The organism is Salmonella sp. 5800 (assembly GCF_046558195.1).
GTDB classification, from domain to species: Bacteria; Pseudomonadota; Gammaproteobacteria; order Enterobacterales; family Enterobacteriaceae; genus Salmonella; species Salmonella enterica.
Genome location: NZ_JBGDOX010000008.1, coordinates 105,530 through 124,686, shown reverse-complemented (window position 1 = coordinate 124,686; position 19,157 = coordinate 105,530). Strand labels below are relative to the sequence as shown.

At 53.6% G+C, this 19,157-nt stretch carries 15 protein-coding genes; 8 read left to right on the top strand and 7 right to left on the bottom strand.

All coding sequences use genetic code 11. The annotated features are described in order from the left end of the window. Positions 1-169 precede the first annotated feature (169 nt). A complete protein-coding gene (locus ACLJZ5_RS15875; protein ID WP_001217365.1) occupies positions 170-1,213 on the top strand; it encodes a GMP reductase in 1,044 nt (347 codons plus the stop codon). 30 nt (positions 1,214-1,243) lie between these two features. Here the strand turns inward: ACLJZ5_RS15875 and hofC are convergent, their stop codons facing one another. The 4 genes from hofC to nadC form a co-directional block, all read right to left on the bottom strand. Beyond that, the gene (hofC, locus tag ACLJZ5_RS15870) at positions 1,244-2,446 is read right to left on the bottom strand and encodes a protein transport protein HofC (protein WP_024798006.1); all 1,203 of its coding nucleotides are present in this window, start codon (positions 2,444-2,446) and stop codon (positions 1,244-1,246) included. Beyond that, entirely contained in the window at positions 2,436-3,821 is a 1,386-nt protein-coding gene (gene gspE / locus ACLJZ5_RS15865) for a type II secretion system protein GspE (protein ID WP_024155103.1), read from the bottom strand. Before gspE ends, hofC begins: the two co-directional genes overlap by 11 nt. 9 nt (positions 3,822-3,830) lie before the next feature. Further along, positions 3,831-4,268: a prepilin peptidase-dependent pilin gene (gene ppdD, locus ACLJZ5_RS15860; protein ID WP_116526411.1), complete on the bottom strand. Its 438-nt coding sequence runs from the start codon at positions 4,266-4,268 to the stop codon at positions 3,831-3,833. Between the two features lie 221 nt (positions 4,269-4,489). Then, positions 4,490-5,383, bottom strand: a complete 894-nt coding sequence (nadC, locus tag ACLJZ5_RS15855; RefSeq protein ID WP_001135135.1) for a carboxylating nicotinate-nucleotide diphosphorylase — start codon at positions 5,381-5,383, stop codon at positions 4,490-4,492. 87 nt (positions 5,384-5,470) lie between these two features. Between nadC and ampD the strand changes: the two genes are divergently transcribed. Further along, a complete protein-coding gene (ampD, locus tag ACLJZ5_RS15850; RefSeq protein ID WP_000936326.1) occupies positions 5,471-6,034 on the top strand; it encodes a 1,6-anhydro-N-acetylmuramyl-L-alanine amidase AmpD in 564 nt (187 codons plus the stop codon). Next, complete coding sequence (gene ampE / locus ACLJZ5_RS15845; RefSeq protein WP_000172039.1) at positions 6,031-6,885, top strand: beta-lactamase regulator AmpE; 855 nt, start codon at positions 6,031-6,033, stop codon at positions 6,883-6,885. The genes ampD and ampE overlap by 4 nt, the downstream gene beginning before the upstream one ends. Before the next feature lie 91 nt (positions 6,886-6,976). Here the strand turns inward: ampE and ACLJZ5_RS15840 are convergent, their stop codons facing one another. The 3 genes from ACLJZ5_RS15840 to aroP form a co-directional block, all read right to left on the bottom strand. Next, positions 6,977-7,927: a family 43 glycosylhydrolase gene (locus ACLJZ5_RS15840; RefSeq protein WP_024798005.1), complete on the bottom strand. Its 951-nt coding sequence runs from the start codon at positions 7,925-7,927 to the stop codon at positions 6,977-6,979. Beyond that, positions 7,927-9,333, bottom strand: coding sequence for a glycoside-pentoside-hexuronide (GPH):cation symporter (locus tag ACLJZ5_RS15835; RefSeq protein WP_024798004.1), 1,407 nt, complete (start codon positions 9,331-9,333; stop codon positions 7,927-7,929). Before ACLJZ5_RS15835 ends, ACLJZ5_RS15840 begins: the two co-directional genes overlap by 1 nt. Positions 9,334-9,496: 163 nt before the next feature. Further along, on the bottom strand, positions 9,497-10,870 hold the full coding sequence (aroP, locus tag ACLJZ5_RS15830) for an aromatic amino acid transporter AroP (protein ID WP_115400776.1): 1,374 nt from the start codon (positions 10,868-10,870) through the stop codon (positions 9,497-9,499). A 562-nt stretch (positions 10,871-11,432) separates the two neighbouring features. Between aroP and pdhR the strand changes: the two genes are divergently transcribed. From pdhR to ACLJZ5_RS15805, 5 genes are all read left to right on the top strand, one after another. Further along, positions 11,433-12,197 (top strand): pyruvate dehydrogenase complex transcriptional repressor PdhR, encoded by a 765-nt coding sequence (pdhR, locus tag ACLJZ5_RS15825; protein WP_000331771.1) that lies wholly within the window; start codon positions 11,433-11,435, stop codon positions 12,195-12,197. A 159-nt stretch (positions 12,198-12,356) separates the two neighbouring features. Then, complete coding sequence (aceE, locus tag ACLJZ5_RS15820; RefSeq protein ID WP_000003840.1) at positions 12,357-15,020, top strand: pyruvate dehydrogenase (acetyl-transferring), homodimeric type; 2,664 nt, start codon at positions 12,357-12,359, stop codon at positions 15,018-15,020. A 14-nt stretch (positions 15,021-15,034) separates the two neighbouring features. Then, positions 15,035-16,924, top strand: a complete 1,890-nt coding sequence (gene aceF / locus ACLJZ5_RS15815; RefSeq protein WP_017441555.1) for a pyruvate dehydrogenase complex dihydrolipoyllysine-residue acetyltransferase — start codon at positions 15,035-15,037, stop codon at positions 16,922-16,924. Positions 16,925-17,125: 201 nt separating this feature from the next. Then, positions 17,126-18,550, top strand: coding sequence for a dihydrolipoyl dehydrogenase (gene lpdA / locus ACLJZ5_RS15810; RefSeq protein WP_001529952.1), 1,425 nt, complete (start codon positions 17,126-17,128; stop codon positions 18,548-18,550). A 288-nt stretch (positions 18,551-18,838) separates the two neighbouring features. After that, entirely contained in the window at positions 18,839-19,123 is a 285-nt protein-coding gene (locus tag ACLJZ5_RS15805) for an outer membrane protein (RefSeq protein WP_000765363.1), read from the top strand. Positions 19,124-19,157 lie beyond the last annotated feature (34 nt).

The following is a 19,157-nucleotide window of genomic DNA, read 5'->3' as shown; positions in this document are numbered from 1 at the left end:
AAAGACGATACGCTCTGAGCATTAACCTACTATTCGCCAGGTAAATTTATGGGATTGTAACGTAAAAAAAGAGAATTTCGCAGTCTTGTACGGCCATGATTAGTGCGTATGATAGCGTCACTGGAGTTGTGAGTTTCGATTTTTCGCCATTAACCCCAGGAATCCGTACATGCGTATTGAAGAAGATCTGAAGTTAGGTTTCAAAGACGTTCTTATCCGTCCTAAGCGTTCTACCCTCAAAAGCCGTTCCGATGTCGAACTGGAACGTCAATTCACCTTTAAACACTCAGGTCAGACCTGGTCTGGCGTACCGATTATTGCGGCCAATATGGATACCGTCGGGACGTTTGAAATGGCGCAAGCATTGGCCGGGTTTGATATTCTGACTGCTGTACATAAACATTATACCGTTGAAGAGTGGGCAGCTTTTATCAACACGGCTTCGGCTGATGTTCTCAAGCATGTGATGGTTTCCACCGGGACCTCTGATGCTGATTTCGAAAAAACCGTGCAGATTCTGGCGCTGAATCCTGCGCTGAACTTTGTCTGTATTGATGTGGCCAATGGCTATTCAGAACATTTTGTGCAGTTCGTCGCGAAAGCACGTGAAGCATGGCCGACAAAAACAATCTGCGCAGGCAATGTGGTAACGGGCGAGATGTGCGAAGAGCTTATCCTCTCCGGCGCCGATATCGTGAAAGTGGGAATTGGTCCCGGCTCCGTATGCACGACGCGTGTAAAAACCGGCGTTGGTTATCCGCAACTGTCGGCGGTTATCGAATGCGCTGACGCGGCGCATGGCCTGGGCGGCATGATCGTCAGCGATGGCGGCTGCACCATGCCAGGCGACGTAGCAAAAGCCTTTGGCGGCGGCGCGGATTTCGTTATGTTGGGCGGCATGCTGGCGGGGCACGAAGAGAGCGGCGGCAGCGTGGTAGAAGAGAACGGCGAGAAATTTATGCTGTTCTACGGCATGAGTTCGGAATCTGCGATGAACCGTCATGTCGGCGGCGTTGCGAAATACCGCGCGGCAGAAGGTAAAACGGTTAAATTGCCGCTGCGTGGGCCGGTGGGCAATACTGCCCGCGATATCCTGGGCGGTCTACGCTCAGCCTGCACTTATGTCGGCGCGTCTCGCCTGAAAGAGTTGACCAAACGCACCACCTTTATTCGGGTGCAGGAACAAGAAAACCGCATTTTCAATAGCCTCTAATATTCTGGCTGGCGTAAATGTGCGCCAGCCTTATCCCATCCCGCTCATCGCGTCTCCCAGATGAAAAATCGGCAAATACATCGCCACCACCAGCGTACCGATAATTAAGCCGGTGATGATCAATAACGCCGGTTCCAACAGCGACGCCAGATTATCGGCCAGCGCCAGCGTAGTTTCACTGTGGTGACGGGCAAGGTTATGCAGCATGATATCGAGTGAGCCGGACGCTTCGCCCGTTCTGACCAGTTGCAGGCATAGCGGACTAAATTCCTGGGTATTTTTTAGCGCCAACCAGACCGGATTGCCCGCGGCGATCTCCTGATGTACCTGCGTTAAACGCTGTGACCAGTAAGGGCAGCCGAGACTATCGATAGCGCTTTCCAGTCCCTGAAGAAAAGGAATGCCTGCGCTTTGGGTTAATGCCAGTACGGTGAATATTTGCGCTAGTTTCTGGCCTCTTATCAGGCGACCTATAACGGGAAGCCGTAGCAGAAGACGCTGCCGCTGCGCTTGCCAGGACGGCTTTTGTTTTACCCTGCGGTGAGCGATAGCAACGAGCATCGTCAGGAACAAGATGAGCCAACCCCATGCCGACCCCCATTGCGCTATCGCGATAATACCGCGCGTCAGAAGAGGGAGCGGGGTATTGAAGCTACGGTAAATGGCGGCAAATTCCGGCAGGACAAAGTGCAGCATGGCGAAAACGACCAGGGCGGCCATTGTCAGAATAATGGCGGGATAGCGCAGCGCCTTTTTCACGCTAACCGTAATCTGCCGTTGCGCTTTTTGCTGACGGGCCAGTTCAAAGCAGCATTCGGCCAGTTTGCCGGTCAGTTCTCCGGTGCGGATCATCGTCTGGTAGAGCGGCGGAAATACCTGCGGCCAGGAGACTAATGCGCTGGAAAAAGGGACGCCCTGTTCAAGCTCGTGAGCCAGCGTGCGCAACAGCGCTTGCCATTGTCGGTGTGGATGCTGTTGCGCAAGGAGTTCCAGCCCTTCAGAAAGCGTCAGTCCGGCATGAATGAGCGTGGCCAACTGATGAATAATTTCAGCGCTTTGCTCTTCTTTCCACAGTGCGGCGTTAACGCCCATGCGCTTGATGCGAAGCGGCATAATGCGCTGATGTTGCAGGGTGATGATCAGCGCCAGACGATTGTCCGCCCATACAACGTCTTGTTCCAGTTGACCTTTATCGTTAACGCCTTGCCAGCGCCAGAGCTGTTTAACGCTCATGGGGCATTCCCAGAACGCGCAGTATCTCTTCAAAGGACGTCATGCCTTGCTCAACGGCGCGACAGCCATTTTCAAAAAGCGTCCCTGTACCGGTCTGTTGGAGGTGGGCTTCCAGTGCTTGCGCCGATGCGCCGCTCGCAATTAACTGACGTAATGCCGGGGTAACGGTTAACACTTCGAATAACGCGGTTCGGCCATAAAAGCCGTGGTAGCAATGCTGACAGCCGCTTGCCTGCCAGCGCGGTAGCGCGCTGGGCCAAAGATTGGGCGATAGCACCACGGGATCGCTCAGACGCTGTTTGCAGTGCGGGCAAAGCTTCCTTACCAGGCGTTGCGCTACCACCAGCGTAAGCGCCGATGAGATCATCCAGCGTGCTACGCCCATTTGCTGCAAACGTATCAGGGTTTCGCTGGTGGAGTTCGTATGGAGCGTTGAAAGTACCAGATGGCCCGTTTGTGCCGCCTTAATGGCGATTTCTGCGGTGTCGCCGTCACGAATTTCACCTACCATGATGATGTCAGGGTCCTGGCGTAAAAGCGCGCGCAGCACATTTTGAAAGGTGAGCCCGGCGCGGGGATGGATCTGCGTCTGGTTAATCCCATCCAGTGGAATTTCTATCGGATCCTCAACGCTACAGAGGTTGATACCCGGCATATTCCGGGTTTGTAGCGCGCTGTATAGCGTGACTGTTTTTCCGCTACCGGTGGGGCCAGTCACCAGTACCAGCCCCTGAGGTTGCTGTAGGGCTTGTCTAAAAGCGGTAAGTTGTGCCCCGTACATGCCCAGCGTGTCCAGATCCAGCGTTTGTTCAACCTGATGCAACAACCGTAAGACGACTTTTTCGCCTTCTTTACAGGGAAGCGTGGCGATACGAAAAGAGATGCTGTCGCCCGCCAGGTCAACGGTAAATTGCCCGTCCTGCGGCAGCCGATGTTCAGCGATGTCCAAATTTCCCAGGACTTTCAATCTGGCCGTCAGCGCAAGCCCCGTCTCTTTGGCGATGTCCTGCAGAATATGAAGAACGCCGTCGATGCGGAGTCTTATTCGGTAGCGGCTGGCGCCGGGTTCGAGATGGATATCAGAGGCGCGTTTCGCCATCGCCGAGCGTAATGTCTGATTGAGAAGCTGGGCCGCGGTTTCTCCGCCTTTCGCGGCGTTTGCCGAGGGAGCCTGATCCGGCTTATGCCGATGATTTTCCATTTGCTGGCGAGTCCAGCACACAATATCAATCTGTTTTTGCGTGGCGAAATGCAGAGCGTCCAGTAACGCATGAGAGGGCGCGTCGACCACCGCAACAGTGATACTGTTGCTGGCGCTATTGATCAGTACAGCCTGATGACGTTGGCACAATGTGTTGAGCTGAGCGTCTTTCATCTTGTCTCCTTAGTTGGCGTCAAAACGGAAGACATCTTCACAAGCCTGTTGTAACGCGCTGTCGCTTTGAATATTGCAGTTACGCGTCCAGCCGGTAATGCCGTTAGCATTGTCCCAGGCGGGCGTCATGATGACGTTAAGCCCGCTCAGACTCTCCTGGTCGGTAAGCGTGATGACGCCTTTTTCCACGCTCATGCCCGAAACATAACGGGTGATGACGGGCGAGGGGATACCGTTGACGCCCGCATCGCATGTGCTCGTCCCACCATGTTCCAGAGCGCAGAGTTCGACGGCGGTACGGTAGGGGACAAACGTTTGCAACATATCCGTCAGCGCCGCTTTACGCAGATAGTTCTGGTAAGCCGGAATGCCGATGGCGCTTAAAATGGCGATGATGCCAATAACGACCATCAGTTCGATAAGCGTGAAACCGCGTTGTTTTTCCATTGTTCGCTCCTTGAGTTAGCTGGCGCTACTGTGGCAAACGCGGGAAGAGCGGGCGAGCGGCAAAAGGTAAAACGGGAAGGCGGATTCTGAAGATTTTCGCTGCGTTACATGACACGGCAACGTTATTGCGAGGCGCTACGAATATTTTACCGAATAATGACGCGGATCTACGGACAGGTGATTTATAGACCCGACGGCGCAGCGCCATCGGGTGGAGAGGATCAGCAAAAACGCATGGAGAGATCGAGCGCGCGCACGTGCTTGGTCAGCGCGCCAACGGAGATGAAATCCACCCCGGTTTCAGCAAATTCGCGTAAGGTTTCCGCGGTGACGTTGCCGGATACTTCCAGCCGCGCCTGGCCGTTGACGCGTTTCACCGCCTCGCGCATCTGGTCGGTGTTGAAATTATCCAGCATGATAATATCCGCGCCTGCTTTCAGCGCATCGTCCAGTTCATCCAGATTTTCGACCTCGACTTCTACCGGCACGTCCGGATGTAGCCAGAACGCTTTTTCCACCGCCTGACGAACAGAACCGGAGGCGATGATATGGTTTTCTTTAATCAGGAACGCGTCAGTGAGGCCCAGACGATGATTGGCGCCGCCGCCACATAAAACCGCATATTTGAGCGCGGTGCGCAGACCCGGCAGCGTTTTACGCGTGTCGAGCAACTGGGTTTGGGTGCCAGCCAGCAGTCCAACGTAGCGGCGTACTTCACTGGCGACGCCGGAAAGGGTCTGGACAAAGTTTAGCGCCGTGCGCTCGCCGGTCAGCAATACGCGAGCCGGGCCGTTCAGTTCAAACACTGTTTGGTTGGCGTGAATGGCGTCGCCGTCATCGACATGCCAGGTGAGGCGCACATCATCGCCCGCCAGTTGGATGAAGACCTCTTCAACCCAGCGCTTGCCGCAGAAAACGCCGTCTTCACGAGTGATCACCGTGGCATGGGCTTGCGTATCTGCCGGCAAAAGTTGCGCGGTGATATCGTTGCCAGCATCGACTTCTCCACCTAAATCTTCACGCAGCGCCTGAGCAACGGCGGCAGGGATATCGAGATTAATGCGTTCCAGTAGCGCGTCACGTCGGTCGTCTGGGTTATAACGGCGAGGCGGCATGATAAAACTCCAAATTGCTAACGAATCATAAGGTAGAAACATGCTACTCTGAAGCAGCTATAAGCACCACTCAAAAGGAGACTCTGCATGTTGCCAGATAAGGGTTGGTTGGTAGAGGCGCGACGCGTCCCTTCTCCGCATTATGATTGCCGTCCGGATGACGAAAAACCGTCCTTGCTGGTGGTGCATAATATTAGCCTGCCCCCCGGCGAGTTTGGCGGTCCGTGGATCGATGCATTATTCACCGGAACGATAGATCCAGACGCCCATCCTTTTTTTGCAGAAATCGCTCATCTTCGTGTTTCGGCCCATTGTCTGATTCGTCGCGACGGTGAAATCGTCCAGTATGTGCCTTTTGATAAGCGTGCGTGGCATGCGGGCGTATCAAACTATCAGGGGCGGGAACGTTGTAATGATTTCTCCATTGGTATTGAGCTGGAGGGGACGGATACGCTGGCTTATACCGATGCGCAGTATCAGCAGCTAGCCGCCGTGACGCGCACGCTTATCGCTTGCTATCCGGCGATCGCCGACAATATGACCGGACATTGCAACATTGCGCCTGACCGCAAAACGGACCCTGGCCCTGCCTTTGACTGGCCGCGTTTTCGCGCTTTGGTAGCCCTCTCGTCGCACAAGGAGATGACATGACGCTGTTTACGACATTACTGGTGCTGATTGTCGAGCGCCTGTTTAAGCTGGGCGAGCACTGGCAGCTCGATCATCGGCTGGAGGCGCTATTCCGTCGGATTACGCATTTTTCGATGTTGCGCACGATGGGAATGACGGCGATCGCGATGGTGGTGACTTTTCTACTGCTCCAGGCGTTAAAAGGGCTGCTATTTAACGTGCCGACGCTGGTGGTGTGGATTCTCCTGGGCGTGCTGTGTATCGGCGCGGGCAAAGTGCGAGTACATTATCACGCCTGGCTGAAAGCGGCGTCCCGTAACGATCCGCATCCTTGCGAGGCGATGGCCAGCGAGCTTACGCTGATTCACGGCGTGCCGCCGGATTGTAATGAGCGTGAATTTTTGCGTGAGCTGCAAAATGCGTTGTTATGGATAAATTTCCGTTTTTACCTCGCACCGCTATTTTGGTTTATCGTTGGCGGTCCATGGGGGCCGGTAACGCTGGTGGGCTATGCGTTTTTACGGGCCTGGCAGACCTGGCTGGCGCGCTATCAAACGCCGCACCAACGTTTGCAATCCGGCATTGACGCTATTCTTCATGTGCTGGACTGGATTCCGGTACGTCTGGCGGGCGTAGTGTATGCATTACTGGGGCATGGCGAGAAAGCGTTGCCGGCCTGGTTTGCCTCGCTGGCGGATCTGCATACTTCGCAATATCAGGTGCTCACACGTCTGGCGCAGTTCTCACTGGCGCGCGAACCGCATACTGACAAGGTAGAAACCCCCAAAGCGGCGGTGTCGATGGCGAAGAAGGCCTCGTTTGTGGTGGTGGTGATTATTGCGTTGCTCACCATTTATGGGGCATTAGTGTAGCGTTGTGCCGATGGCGCTAACGCTTATGCGGCCTACAATGGAAAAATCTGTAGGCCCGGTAAGCGTTAGCGCCACCGGGCAGTGCAACGGCTTAGATCGTATCGGCTGGCGGCACGCCAAAATCAGGCATCCCGTTTTCGTCCCAGCGCACCCGTTTCAGACGCGTATGGCGGTTGGGATCGTACAACGGATCGCCTTCAATTTCGGTGTAATTTCTCGCGTGGTACACCAGTACATCTTCACCTTCCGGCGTTTGCGTAAAGCTGTTGTGTCCCGGCCCATACTGGCGATTCTCATAGCTGGTGGTAAAGACCGGGCGCGGTGATTTATGCCAGTTGGCCGGATCGCGCGGATCGTCGTTTACGTTAATCCACAGTAACCCCATACAGTAGTTTTCATCGGTGGCGCTGGCCGAATAGCTGATAAACAGCTTGTCGCCATGCACCACGACGGCCGGACCTTCGTTAACCCAAAAACCCCGACACTCCCAGTCGTACTCTGGCTTACTGAGCCTTACCGGCTCGCCTTTAATCGTCCACGGATTTTCCAGTTCAGCCAGATAAATATTTGAGTTACCGGCAATATCCGGCGCTTTTTGCGCCCACAGATACCACTGCTTTCCCTGATGATAAAAAGTGGTGGCATCGAGGGCGAAGGTATCAAACGGCGTTTTAATTTGACCTTTCTCCGTCCACTTGCCGGTGAGTGGGTCGGCATCGGCGCACTCCAGGGCAAACATGCGGTGCTGGAACATTCCCTGCTTATCAAGCGCTTGAGTATGGGTAGCGGCAAAATAGATGTACCACTTGCCCGCCAGATGATGAAGTTCCGGTGCCCAGATGAGCTGGCTCATCGGGCCGCTTTCCGGTTTACGCCAGACGACAACGGGGTCGGCGGCGCGCAACCCTTCCAGCGAATTAGCCTGGCGGATTTCCAGCCTGTCATATTCCGGTACGGAGGCAATAAAGTAGTAATCGCTGCCGTCGCGTAAAATAAACGGATCGGCACGTTGTTCAATAAACGGGTTTGGCCAGTTTGCCATCAGGCTTTCCTTACGCTTTCAGCGGCTTTGAGCTCCTGCAACTCATTCAATTCGCGGTAATTAGTGCGACGTTTTTCCAAATCGTCCTGGATTTTTTTCATCAGTTCACGGTCAACTTTCAGCAGACGTACCACGCCTGCGGTAATCAGATAGCCAACGCCGGGGATAACGGTAAACAACAGCATAATACCGTTCATCGCCGAGGCGCTTTGCGCTTTGGCGCTGGCGTCATAACCGTACCAGGAGAGCAAAAAGCCGACCATCGCCCCGGCAATCGCCAGGCCCAGTTTCAGGAAGAACAGATTACCGGAGAAGCTAATACCGGTAATGCGTTTGCCGGTTTTCCATTCGCCGTAATCATCGACGTCCGCCATCAGCGACCAGTGCAGCGGGGAAGGGATCTGATGCAGAATATTGAGCAGGAAGTAGAGCGCCACTATCATCACGGTAGCTTTCGGATCAAAGAAATAGAACGCGCAGGAGAAAATCGCCAGCGCGATATTGGTCCAGAAAAATACCTTCAATTTACACCAGCGATCGGTTAAGACTTTTGCCAGCATACTGCCGATCATCATACCGACCACGCCAAGACTAATAAAAAGCGTAGCGAAATGGGTGCTTTGTCCCATCACCCAGGTGACGTAATACATGGTCGCCGCCATACGGATAAACCCCGGGCAGACGTTACATAAGGTCAATAGCAGAATGCGTACCCACTGATCGTTTTTCCACACGTCTTTGAAATCATTCTTCATATCATCGTGCGTCGGAACGGCAGGGCGAACGCGTTCGCGGACGCTGGCAAAGCAGAACAGAAACATACCCATGCCGATAATCGCCAGCACGGTCATCGCCAACTGATAGCCTTTGGCTTTGTCGCCGCCGCCAAACCAGTCCACCATCGGCAATAGCGTTAACGATAGCAACAGCGTCGCGATGCCGACTAACACGAAGCGATAAGCCTGACAGGCCACGCGCTCTTTTGGATCGTTGGTGATCACGCCGCCCAGTGAGCAATAGGGAATATTGATGGCGGTGTAGGTCACAGAAAGCAGAAAATAGGTGACGAAAGCATAGACAACTTTGCTGTTATAGCCCCAGTCCGGCGTCGTAAACATCAGAACGCTGAACAGCGCGTAGGGAAATGCAATCCACAGTAGCCAGGGGCGGAAACGACCATATTTACTTTGGGTACGATCGGCAAGCGCGCCCATCACCGGATCGGTAACGGCATCGATAACGCGTACTGAAAGGAGTAAAACACCGACTAACGCCGGGGCAAGACCAAAAATATCCGTATAAAAATAATTCACAAACAGCATGATAGCGCCAAAAATAATGTTACATCCGGCGTCGCCCATGCCATACCCGATTTTCTCTCTTACCGAAAGTCTGCCCTTATCCATTGAGACTTCTCCCCATCAGATGATGGCGGTAATTATTCGCCTGCGAGCTTTTATTTGCGTAGCAGGATCACGCCGCTGATATGGATAAAATGGTTATACGTGGGAAACTGTGAGGCAGATAACACCCTCCCCGGACGGGGAGGGCGGAAAAGTAACGCCACGATCAGTGGGCTTTCACCGTTTTTGCCGTTTTTTCTTTACACAGGTAGCCGACGCCCAGGATGAGCAGCCATACCGGAATCAGCCACACGGAGATCGCCATACCTGGCGTCATCAGCATAATGATCAATACCGCCGCCATAAACAGCAGACAGAGAACGTTGCCGAACGGATAAAACAGGGCCGGGAAGCGGGTGTTCACGCCCTGCTGCTGTTTCGCGCGACGGAACATCATATGGGCAAGGCTAATCATCGCCCAGTTAATGACCAGCGCGGAGACCACCAGCGCCATCAGCAGTCCGAATGCGGACTCTGGGGCCAGGTAGTTGAGCAGCACGCACAACGCCGTCACGACGGCGGAAACCAAAATGGAGCTCACCGGCACGCCGCGTTTGTCGACGTTCAGCAGCGCTTTCGGCGCATTTCCCTGCTGGGCCAGACCGAACAGCATACGGCTGTTGCAGTAAACGCAGCTGTTATAAACCGATAGCGCGGCGGTGAGAACCACGATATTCAGCGCATTGGCGACAAACGTATCGCCCAGCTCATGGAAGATAAGGACAAACGGGCTGGTATCGGCGGTGACGCGCGTCCATGGCAGCAGCGAAAGCAGAACCGCCAGCGAGCCGATATAAAAAATCAGGATGCGATAGATAACCTGATTGGTGGCTTTGGGGATGCTCTGTTCCGGGTTATCGGCTTCAGCGGCGGTGATCCCTACCAGCTCCAGTCCGCCGAACGAAAACATAATAATGGCCATCATCATCACCAGCCCGGTCCAGCCATGCGGCAGAAAGCCGCCCTGTTCCCACAGGTTGCGCACGGTGGCTTGCGGACCAGCGGTATCGCTGAAGAGTAACCACGCGCCGAACAGAATCATAGCGATGACGGCGATCACTTTAATAATGGCGAACCAAAACTCCATCTCACCGAACACTTTAACGTTGGTCAGGTTGATGGCGTTAATAATCACAAAGAAGGCTGCCGCAGAAGCCCAGGTGGGGATCTCCGGATACCAGAACTGGATATATTTACCCACTGCGGTCAGTTCCGCCATGGCAACTAATACGTACAGCACCCAGTAGTTCCAGCCGGAAGCGAATCCGGCAAAGCCGCCCCAGTATTTATAGGCGAAGTGGCTAAAAGAGCCGGCGACCGGTTCTTCAACCACCATCTCCCCCAGCTGGCGCATAATCAGAAAGGCAATAAAGCCTGCAACCGCATAGCCCAGGATAATTCCTGGCCCCGCCGACTGAATAACGGAGGCGCTTCCCAGGAACAAGCCTGTCCCTATCGCGCCGCCCAATGCGATAAGCTGAATATGGCGGTTTTTCAGGCCGCGCTTGAGCTGCTCGCCGTGCTGCTGACTGTCCATCATAAAACCTCGTGTATCGGGCGCGGTTTATTCATAACGCGCTTATTTTGAACGATGCAGTAGTGCGTGTGTAAGTTTGCAATTCCGCTTTTTGTATTAATTTATTTACAGATTCGTTTTTTTAAATGTCACTTCAACTCTTTCGTCTTGATCAGAATAATGGTATGTGGCCGCGAATGCACCTGCTTTGTGCAGGGGTGATGACGAGTTGCGTAAAAAGAAAGCACTTGTAAATACCTCCTTTTATTTTCCCTTGCAGAGGTTAATTTGTTTTTATTCATTATTTATGCATAAAAACGCATTTAATCTGCTGTTGAATCGGTTCAGATGAGATTTTTTATCGTTTCAAATACGTTAAATCTACCTCCTGGTGGGTAAATTTAACATTTGTGCACAGTTACAGTTTTGAAACATGATTTCTGTAAAATTGTTAAAATGTGCCTCCTTTACTGATTTCAATCAAAACCTGTATGGACAGAAGGTGAATACTTTGTTACTTTAGCGTCACAGACATGAAATTGGTAAGACCAATTGACTCCGGGCAAATGGCTTAAGACAGGAAATCATGGCCTACAGCAAAATCCGCCAACCAAAACTCTCCGATGTGATCGAGCAGCAGCTGGAGTTTTTAATCCTTGAGGGAACATTGCGTCCCGGAGAAAAACTCCCACCGGAACGTGAACTGGCAAAACAGTTCGACGTCTCCCGTCCCTCCTTGCGCGAGGCGATTCAACGTCTCGAAGCGAAGGGATTGTTGCTTCGTCGCCAGGGCGGCGGAACCTTCGTGCAGAGCAGCCTGTGGCAGAGCTTTAGCGACCCGCTGGTGGAACTGCTCTCCGATCACCCTGAATCCCAGTTTGACCTGCTCGAAACGCGCCATGCGCTGGAAGGCATTGCGGCTTATTACGCGGCGCTGCGCAGCACCGACGAAGATAAAGACCGTATTCGCGAGCTGCACCATGCCATTGAGCTGGCGCAAGAGTCCGGCGATCTGGATGCCGAGTCCGAAGCCGTGCTCCAGTATCAAATCGCCGTCACCGAAGCGGCGCACAACGTGGTATTGCTTCATCTGCTAAGGTGTATGGAGCCGATGCTGGCGCAAAACGTGCGGCAGAACTTCGAATTGCTGTATGCGCGTCGGGAGATGCTGCCGCTGGTGAGTACGCATCGCACCCGTATATTTGAAGCCATTATGGCCGGAAAACCAGAAGAAGCGCGTGAAGCGTCACACCGCCATCTGGCGTTTATCGAAGAGATTATGCTGGACAGAAGCCGTGAGGAGAGCCGTCGTGAACGCGCTTTACGCCGTCTGGAACAGCGCAAGAATTAGTTTTTTCTGGCAGAACGTTAACCAGAAGATGTTGTGAATAACGCGCAAAAATGTGCGCGGCAACTAAACGCAGAACCTGTCTTATTAAGCTTTCTGACGAAAGTTTAATGGGACAGGTTCCAGATAACTCAACGTATTAGATAGATAAGGAATACCCCCATGTCAGAACGTTTCCCAAATGACGTGGATCCGATCGAAACTCGCGACTGGCTACAGGCGATCGAATCGGTCATCCGTGAAGAAGGTGTTGAGCGCGCTCAGTATCTGATTGACCAACTGCTTTCTGAAGCTCGTAAAGGCGGCGTGAAAGTCGCGGCAGGCGCAGGGGCCAGTAATTACATCAACACTATTGCCGTTGAAGACGAACCGGAATACCCGGGCAATCTGGAGCTGGAACGTCGCATTCGTTCTGCTATCCGCTGGAACGCCATCATGACCGTGCTGCGCGCGTCTAAAAAAGACCTTGAGTTGGGCGGCCACATGGCGTCCTTCCAGTCTTCCGCCACGATCTATGATGTCTGTTTCAACCATTTCTTCCGTGCGCGCAACGAACAGGATGGCGGCGATCTGGTGTACTTCCAGGGCCACATCTCTCCGGGCATCTACGCTCGCGCGTTCCTGGAAGGTCGTCTGACCCAGGAACAGATGGATAACTTCCGTCAGGAAGTTCACGGTAATGGCCTCTCTTCCTATCCGCACCCGAAACTGATGCCGGAATTCTGGCAGTTCCCGACCGTCTCTATGGGGCTGGGCCCAATCGGTGCTATCTACCAGGCGAAATTCCTGAAATATCTGGAACACCGCGGCCTGAAAGATACCTCTAAACAGACCGTTTACGCCTTCCTCGGCGACGGCGAGATGGACGAGCCGGAATCCAAAGGCGCGATCACCATCGCCACCCGTGAAAAACTGGACAACCTGGTCTTTGTTATCAACTGTAACCTGCAGCGTCTTGACGGCCCGGTCACCGGTAACGGCAAGATTGTTAACGAACTGGAAGGCATCTTTGCAGGTGCTGGCTGGAACGTTATTAAAGTCATGTGGGGCGGTCGTTGGGATGAACTGCTGCGTAAAGACACCAGCGGTAAACTGATCCAGCTGATGAACGAAACCGTTGACGGCGACTACCAGACCTTCAAATCCAAAGACGGCGCTTACGTGCGTGAGCACTTCTTCGGTAAATATCCGGAAACCGCAGCCCTGGTGGCCGACTGGACTGACGAGCAGATTTGGGCGCTGAACCGTGGTGGTCACGATCCGAAGAAAGTCTACGCGGCACTGAAAAAAGCGCAGGAAACCAAAGGCAAAGCGACCGTAATCCTGGCCCATACCATTAAAGGTTACGGCATGGGTGACACCGCGGAAGGTAAAAACATCGCTCACCAGGTTAAGAAAATGAACATGGACGGCGTGCGTTACGTCCGCGATCGTTTCAACGTGCCGGTTGCCGATGCTGATCTCGAAAAACTGCCGTACATTACCTTCCCGGAAGGTTCTGAAGAACACAAATACCTGCATGAACGCCGTCAGGCGCTGCACGGCTACCTGCCAAGCCGTCAGCCGAACTTCACCGAGAAGTTAGAGCTGCCTCAACTTTCAGATTTCGGCGCGCTGCTGGAAGAGCAAAGTAAAGAGATTTCCACTACGATCGCTTTCGTGCGTGCCCTGAACGTGATGCTGAAGAACAAGTCGATCAAAGATCGTCTGGTTCCGATCATTGCCGACGAAGCGCGTACTTTCGGTATGGAAGGTCTGTTCCGTCAGATTGGTATCTACAGCCCGAACGGCCAGCAGTACACCCCGCAGGACCGTGAGCAGGTTGCTTACTACAAAGAAGACGAGAAAGGCCAGATTCTGCAGGAAGGTATCAACGAGCTGGGCGCAGGCGCATCCTGGCTGGCTGCGGCGACCTCTTACAGCACCAACGATCTGCCGATGATCCCGTTCTACATCTACTACTCTATGTTCGGGTTCCAGCGTATCGGCGACCTGTGCTGGCAGGCTGGCGACCAGCAGGCTCGCGGCTTCCTGATCGGCGGGACTTCCGGTCGTACTACGCTGAACGGCGAAGGTCTGCAGCACGAAGATGGTCACAGCCACATTCAGTCGCTGACTATCCCGAACTGTATCTCTTACGACCCGGCTTACGCTTACGAAGTGGCTGTCATCATGCATGATGGTCTGGAGCGTATGTACGGTGAGAAACAAGAGAACGTTTACTACTACATCACCACCCTGAACGAAAACTACCACATGCCGGCCATGCCAGCAGGTGCCGAGGAAGGTATCCGTAAAGGTATCTACAAACTCGAAACCCTTGAAGGTAGCAAAGGTAAAGTTCAGCTGCTGGGCTCCGGTTCTATCCTGCGTCATGTGCGTGAAGCAGCACAGATCCTGGCGAAAGACTACGGCGTAGGTTCTGACGTGTACAGCGTAACCTCCTTCACCGAACTGGCGCGTGATGGTCAGGATTGTGAACGCTGGAACATGCTGCACCCGCTGGAAACCCCGCGCGTACCGTACATCGCTCAGGTGATGAACGACGCTCCGGCAGTGGCATCTACTGACTATATGAAACTGTTCGCCGAGCAGGTTCGTACTTACGTACCGGCTGACGACTATCGCGTACTGGGTACGGATGGCTTCGGTCGTTCCGACAGCCGTGAGAACCTGCGTCACCACTTCGAAGTTGATGCTTCTTATGTGGTTGTTGCAGCGCTGGGCGAACTGGCTAAACGTGGCGAAATCGACAAGAAAGTGGTAGCGGATGCGATTACCAAATTCAACATCGATGCAGATAAAGTTAACCCGCGTCTGGCGTAAGAGGTAAAAGAATAATGGCTATCGAAATCAAAGTACCGGACATCGGGACAGATGAAGTTGAAATCACCGAGATTCTGGTCAAAGTGGGCGACAAAGTGGAAGCTGAACAGTCGCTGATCACCGTAGAAGGCGACAAAGCCTCTATGGAAGTCCCGTCTCCGCAGGCTGGCGTCGTGAAAGAGATCAAAGTCTCTGTCGGCGACAAAACCGAGACCGGTGCACTTATCATGATTTTCGATTCCGCCGACGGTGCAGCCGACGCTGCGCCTGCTAAGGCAGAAGAGAAGAAAGAAGCGGCGCCGGCAGCAGCACCTGCTGCGGCAGCGGCGAAAGACGTTCACGTTCCGGATATCGGCAGTGACGAAGTTGAAGTGACTGAAGTGATGGTGAAAGTGGGCGACACCGTTGAAGCTGAACAGTCGCTGATCACCGTCGAAGGCGACAAGGCCTCTATGGAAGTGCCGGCGCCGTTCGCGGGCACCGTGAAAGAGATCAAAGTGAACACCGGTGATAAAGTGTCTACCGGCTCTCTGATTATGGTCTTCGAAGTGGCGGGCGCAGCGCCTGCCGCAGCACCAGCGAAAGCGGAAGCCGCTCCGGCTGCGGCTGCTCCAGCAGCAGCGACGGGCGTGAAAGACGTTAACGTACCGGATATCGGCGGCGACGAAGTTGAAGTCACCGAAGTGATGGTCAAAGTCGGCGATAAAGTTGCCGCTGAACAGTCGCTGATCACCGTGGAAGGCGACAAAGCCTCCATGGAAGTGCCTGCGCCGTTCGCGGGCACCGTGAAAGAAATCAAAATCAGCACCGGCGACAAAGTGAAAACCGGTTCTCTGATTATGGTCTTTGAAGTAGAAGGCGCAGCGCCTGCGGCCGCTCCGGCTAAACAGGAAGCGGCGGCACCGGCTCCGGCGGCGAAAGCTGAGAAGCCTGCTGCCCCGGCTGCCAAAGCGGAAGGCAAGTCTGAGTTCGCTGAAAACGACGCTTACGTTCACGCTACTCCGCTGATTCGCCGCCTGGCGCGTGAGTTTGGCGTCAACCTGGCGAAAGTGAAAGGGACTGGTCGTAAAGGCCGTATTCTGCGCGAAGACGTTCAGGCTTACGTGAAAGATGCTATCAAACGCGCGGAAGCTGCGCCGGCTGCTGCGGGCGGCGGTATCCCGGGTATGCTGCCGTGGCCGAAAGTGGACTTCAGCAAGTTTGGTGAAGTTGAAGAAGTGGAACTGGGCCGTATCCAGAAAATCTCTGGCGCGAACCTGAGCCGTAACTGGGTGATGATCCCGCACGTTACGCACTTCGACAAAACCGATATCACCGATCTGGAAGCGTTCCGTAAACAGCAGAACGCCGAAGCTGAGAAGCGCAAACTGGATGTGAAATACACGCCAGTGGTCTTCATCATGAAAGCGGTTGCCGCTGCTCTGGAACAGATGCCGCGCTTCAACAGCTCTCTGTCCGAAGACGGTCAGCGTCTGACCCTGAAGAAATACATCAACATCGGCGTGGCGGTTGATACCCCGAATGGCCTGGTGGTTCCGGTCTTTAAAGACGTGAATAAGAAGAGCGTGACCGAGCTGTCTCGTGAACTGACCACCATCTCCAAAAAAGCGCGTGATGGTAAGCTGACCGCTGGCGAAATGCAGGGTGGTTGCTTCACTATCTCCAGCATCGGCGGTCTGGGAACTACCCACTTCGCGCCGATTGTTAACGCGCCGGAAGTGGCTATCCTCGGCGTTTCTAAGTCGGCGATGGAACCGGTGTGGAATGGGAAAGAGTTTGTGCCGCGTCTGATGATGCCTATCTCTCTTTCCTTCGACCACCGTGTGATCGATGGTGCTGATGGTGCGCGTTTCATTACCATTATCAACAATATGTTGTCTGACATTCGCCGTCTGGTGATGTAAGCGAAAAAGCCGGCCCGACGGCCGGCTTTTTTTTGATAATCTCATGGAGTTTGTGAGGTTATTAGCGAAAGCGATAATTCGTGATCCGTTTGTTGTTTCAAAATTGTTAACAATTTTGTAAGATACGGGCGGATAGAACGACCCGGTGGATGATGGGCGATCAAGTACCCCAGACCGCCGGATACAAATAAAGAGGTCATGATGAGTACTGAAATCAAAACTCAGGTCGTGGTACTTGGGGCGGGCCCGGCAGGCTATTCTGCCGCTTTCCGTTGCGCTGATTTAGGTCTGGAAACCGTAATTGTAGAACGCTACAGCACCCTCGGTGGTGTTTGTCTGAACGTCGGCTGTATCCCTTCTAAAGCGCTGCTGCACGTAGCAAAAGTTATCGAAGAAGCCAAAGCGCTGGCTGAACACGGTATCGTCTTCGGTGAGCCGAAAACCGATATCGACAAGATTCGTACCTGGAAAGAAAAAGTTATCACTCAACTGACCGGCGGTCTGGCGGGTATGGCCAAAGGCCGTAAGGTGAAAGTGGTCAACGGTCTGGGTAAATTCACCGGGGCGAACACCCTGGAAGTTGAAGGCGAAAACGGCAAAACCGTGATCAACTTCGACAACGCGATCATCGCGGCAGGTTCTCGTCCGATCCAATTACCGTTTATTCCGCATGAAGACCCGCGCGTATGGGATTCTACCGACGCTCTGGAACTGAAAGAAGTGCCGAAGCGTATGCTGGTCATGGGCGGCGGTATCATCGGTCTGGAAATGGGTACCGTATACCACGCGCTGGGTTCAGAGATTGACGTGGTTGAAATGTTCGATCAGGTTATCCCGGCGGCTGATAAAGACATCGTTAAAGTCTTCACCAAGCGCATCAGCAAGAAATTCAACCTGATGCTGGAAACCAAAGTGACTGCCGTTGAAGCGAAAGAAGACGGTATCTACGTTTCGATGGAAGGCAAAAAAGCCCCGGCTGAAGCGCAGCGTTATGATGCGGTTCTGGTGGCGATCGGTCGTGTACCGAACGGCAAAAACCTCGATGCGGGCAAAGCTGGCGTGGAAGTTGACGACCGTGGCTTCATCCGCGTTGACAAACAGCTGCGCACCAACGTGCCGCACATCTTCGCTATCGGCGATATCGTCGGTCAGCCGATGCTGGCGCACAAAGGTGTTCACGAAGGTCACGTTGCCGCTGAAGTTATCGCCGGGAAGAAACACTACTTCGATCCGAAGGTTATCCCGTCTATCGCGTACACCGAGCCAGAAGTGGCATGGGTTGGCCTGACCGAGAAAGAAGCGAAAGAAAAAGGCATCAGCTATGAAACCGCCACCTTCCCGTGGGCAGCTTCTGGCCGTGCTATCGCTTCTGACTGCGCAGACGGTATGACCAAACTGATTTTCGACAAAGAATCTCACCGCGTGATCGGCGGGGCGATTGTCGGCACCAACGGCGGCGAGCTGCTGGGTGAAATCGGTCTGGCGATCGAAATGGGCTGTGACGCGGAAGACATCGCGCTGACCATTCATGCGCACCCGACTCTGCATGAGTCCGTGGGCCTGGCGGCGGAAATCTTCGAAGGTAGCATTACTGACCTGCCGAACCCGAAAGCGAAGAAGAAATAATCTTCTGTAGGTGGCAATGCGCCATCCGACACAGAAAAGCGGCTTTACAGCCGCTTTTTTTATGCATGGCAAATCAGATGTGTCAAATGATGGCGAAGGATAACGAAAGCGCAAAATTTATCTTTTCCGCAGCAGTACGCTTTTCAAAGCTTATGCCGTCGGTAGTGCCTTTGTCTGTCATTTGCGACCAACTAATTGTTTCATAAGAAATACCTCTCCTTACTTTGTCATCACCCTGAAATTAGTAACGCTATAAAATAATAGCGAGCTAATTATGAGGTTTGATATATGAAACTTTTTCTGACAACAGCAGCGCTAACTGCGACGTTGATTTCCGGCATGGCATTTGCCAGCGATCCCGTCATCCCTTGGGCGACTAACAGCGGCGGTACGGAAAGTACGCATATTGCGGCAATGGGCGAGGATTTAAATGCGCAGCATCAGCAGATCACCCACACGCATGAAGGCGTATGGGCGGCCAATTCCGGCAGCATTCAGGCTGATGAAGCCGCGCTGACCAGCAACAAGCCGCCGGTACAAGGCCACCCGGAATTAATGCCGCATCAGGGCTAATGATCATGGCCTGGCGATAACGCCAGGCGCTTAC

Bases quoted from the DNA above. Each gene is read 5' to 3' on its own strand.
- lpdA (WP_001529952.1), top strand. From the start codon at position 17,126: ATGAGTACTGAAATCAAAACTCAGGTCGTGGTACTTGGGGCGGGCCCG.
- ampD (WP_000936326.1), top strand. From the start codon at position 5,471: ATGTTGCCAGATAAGGGTTGGTTGGTAGAGGCGCGACGCGTCCCTTCT.
- nadC (WP_001135135.1), bottom strand. From the start codon at position 5,383: ATGCCGCCTCGCCGTTATAACCCAGACGACCGACGTGACGCGCTACTG.
- aceE (WP_000003840.1), top strand. From the start codon at position 12,357: ATGTCAGAACGTTTCCCAAATGACGTGGATCCGATCGAAACTCGCGAC.
- ampE (WP_000172039.1), top strand. From the start codon at position 6,031: ATGACGCTGTTTACGACATTACTGGTGCTGATTGTCGAGCGCCTGTTT.
- ACLJZ5_RS15875 (WP_001217365.1), top strand. From the start codon at position 170: ATGCGTATTGAAGAAGATCTGAAGTTAGGTTTCAAAGACGTTCTTATC.
- pdhR (WP_000331771.1), top strand. From the start codon at position 11,433: ATGGCCTACAGCAAAATCCGCCAACCAAAACTCTCCGATGTGATCGAG.
- ACLJZ5_RS15835 (WP_024798004.1), bottom strand. From the start codon at position 9,333: ATGGATAAGGGCAGACTTTCGGTAAGAGAGAAAATCGGGTATGGCATG.
- ACLJZ5_RS15840 (WP_024798005.1), bottom strand. From the start codon at position 7,927: ATGGCAAACTGGCCAAACCCGTTTATTGAACAACGTGCCGATCCGTTT.
- ACLJZ5_RS15805 (WP_000765363.1), top strand. From the start codon at position 18,839: ATGAAACTTTTTCTGACAACAGCAGCGCTAACTGCGACGTTGATTTCC.
- ppdD (WP_116526411.1), bottom strand. From the start codon at position 4,268: ATGGAAAAACAACGCGGTTTCACGCTTATCGAACTGATGGTCGTTATT.
- hofC (WP_024798006.1), bottom strand. From the start codon at position 2,446: ATGAGCGTTAAACAGCTCTGGCGCTGGCAAGGCGTTAACGATAAAGGT.
- aroP (WP_115400776.1), bottom strand. From the start codon at position 10,870: ATGATGGACAGTCAGCAGCACGGCGAGCAGCTCAAGCGCGGCCTGAAA.
- gspE (WP_024155103.1), bottom strand. From the start codon at position 3,821: ATGAAAGACGCTCAGCTCAACACATTGTGCCAACGTCATCAGGCTGTA.
- aceF (WP_017441555.1), top strand. From the start codon at position 15,035: ATGGCTATCGAAATCAAAGTACCGGACATCGGGACAGATGAAGTTGAA.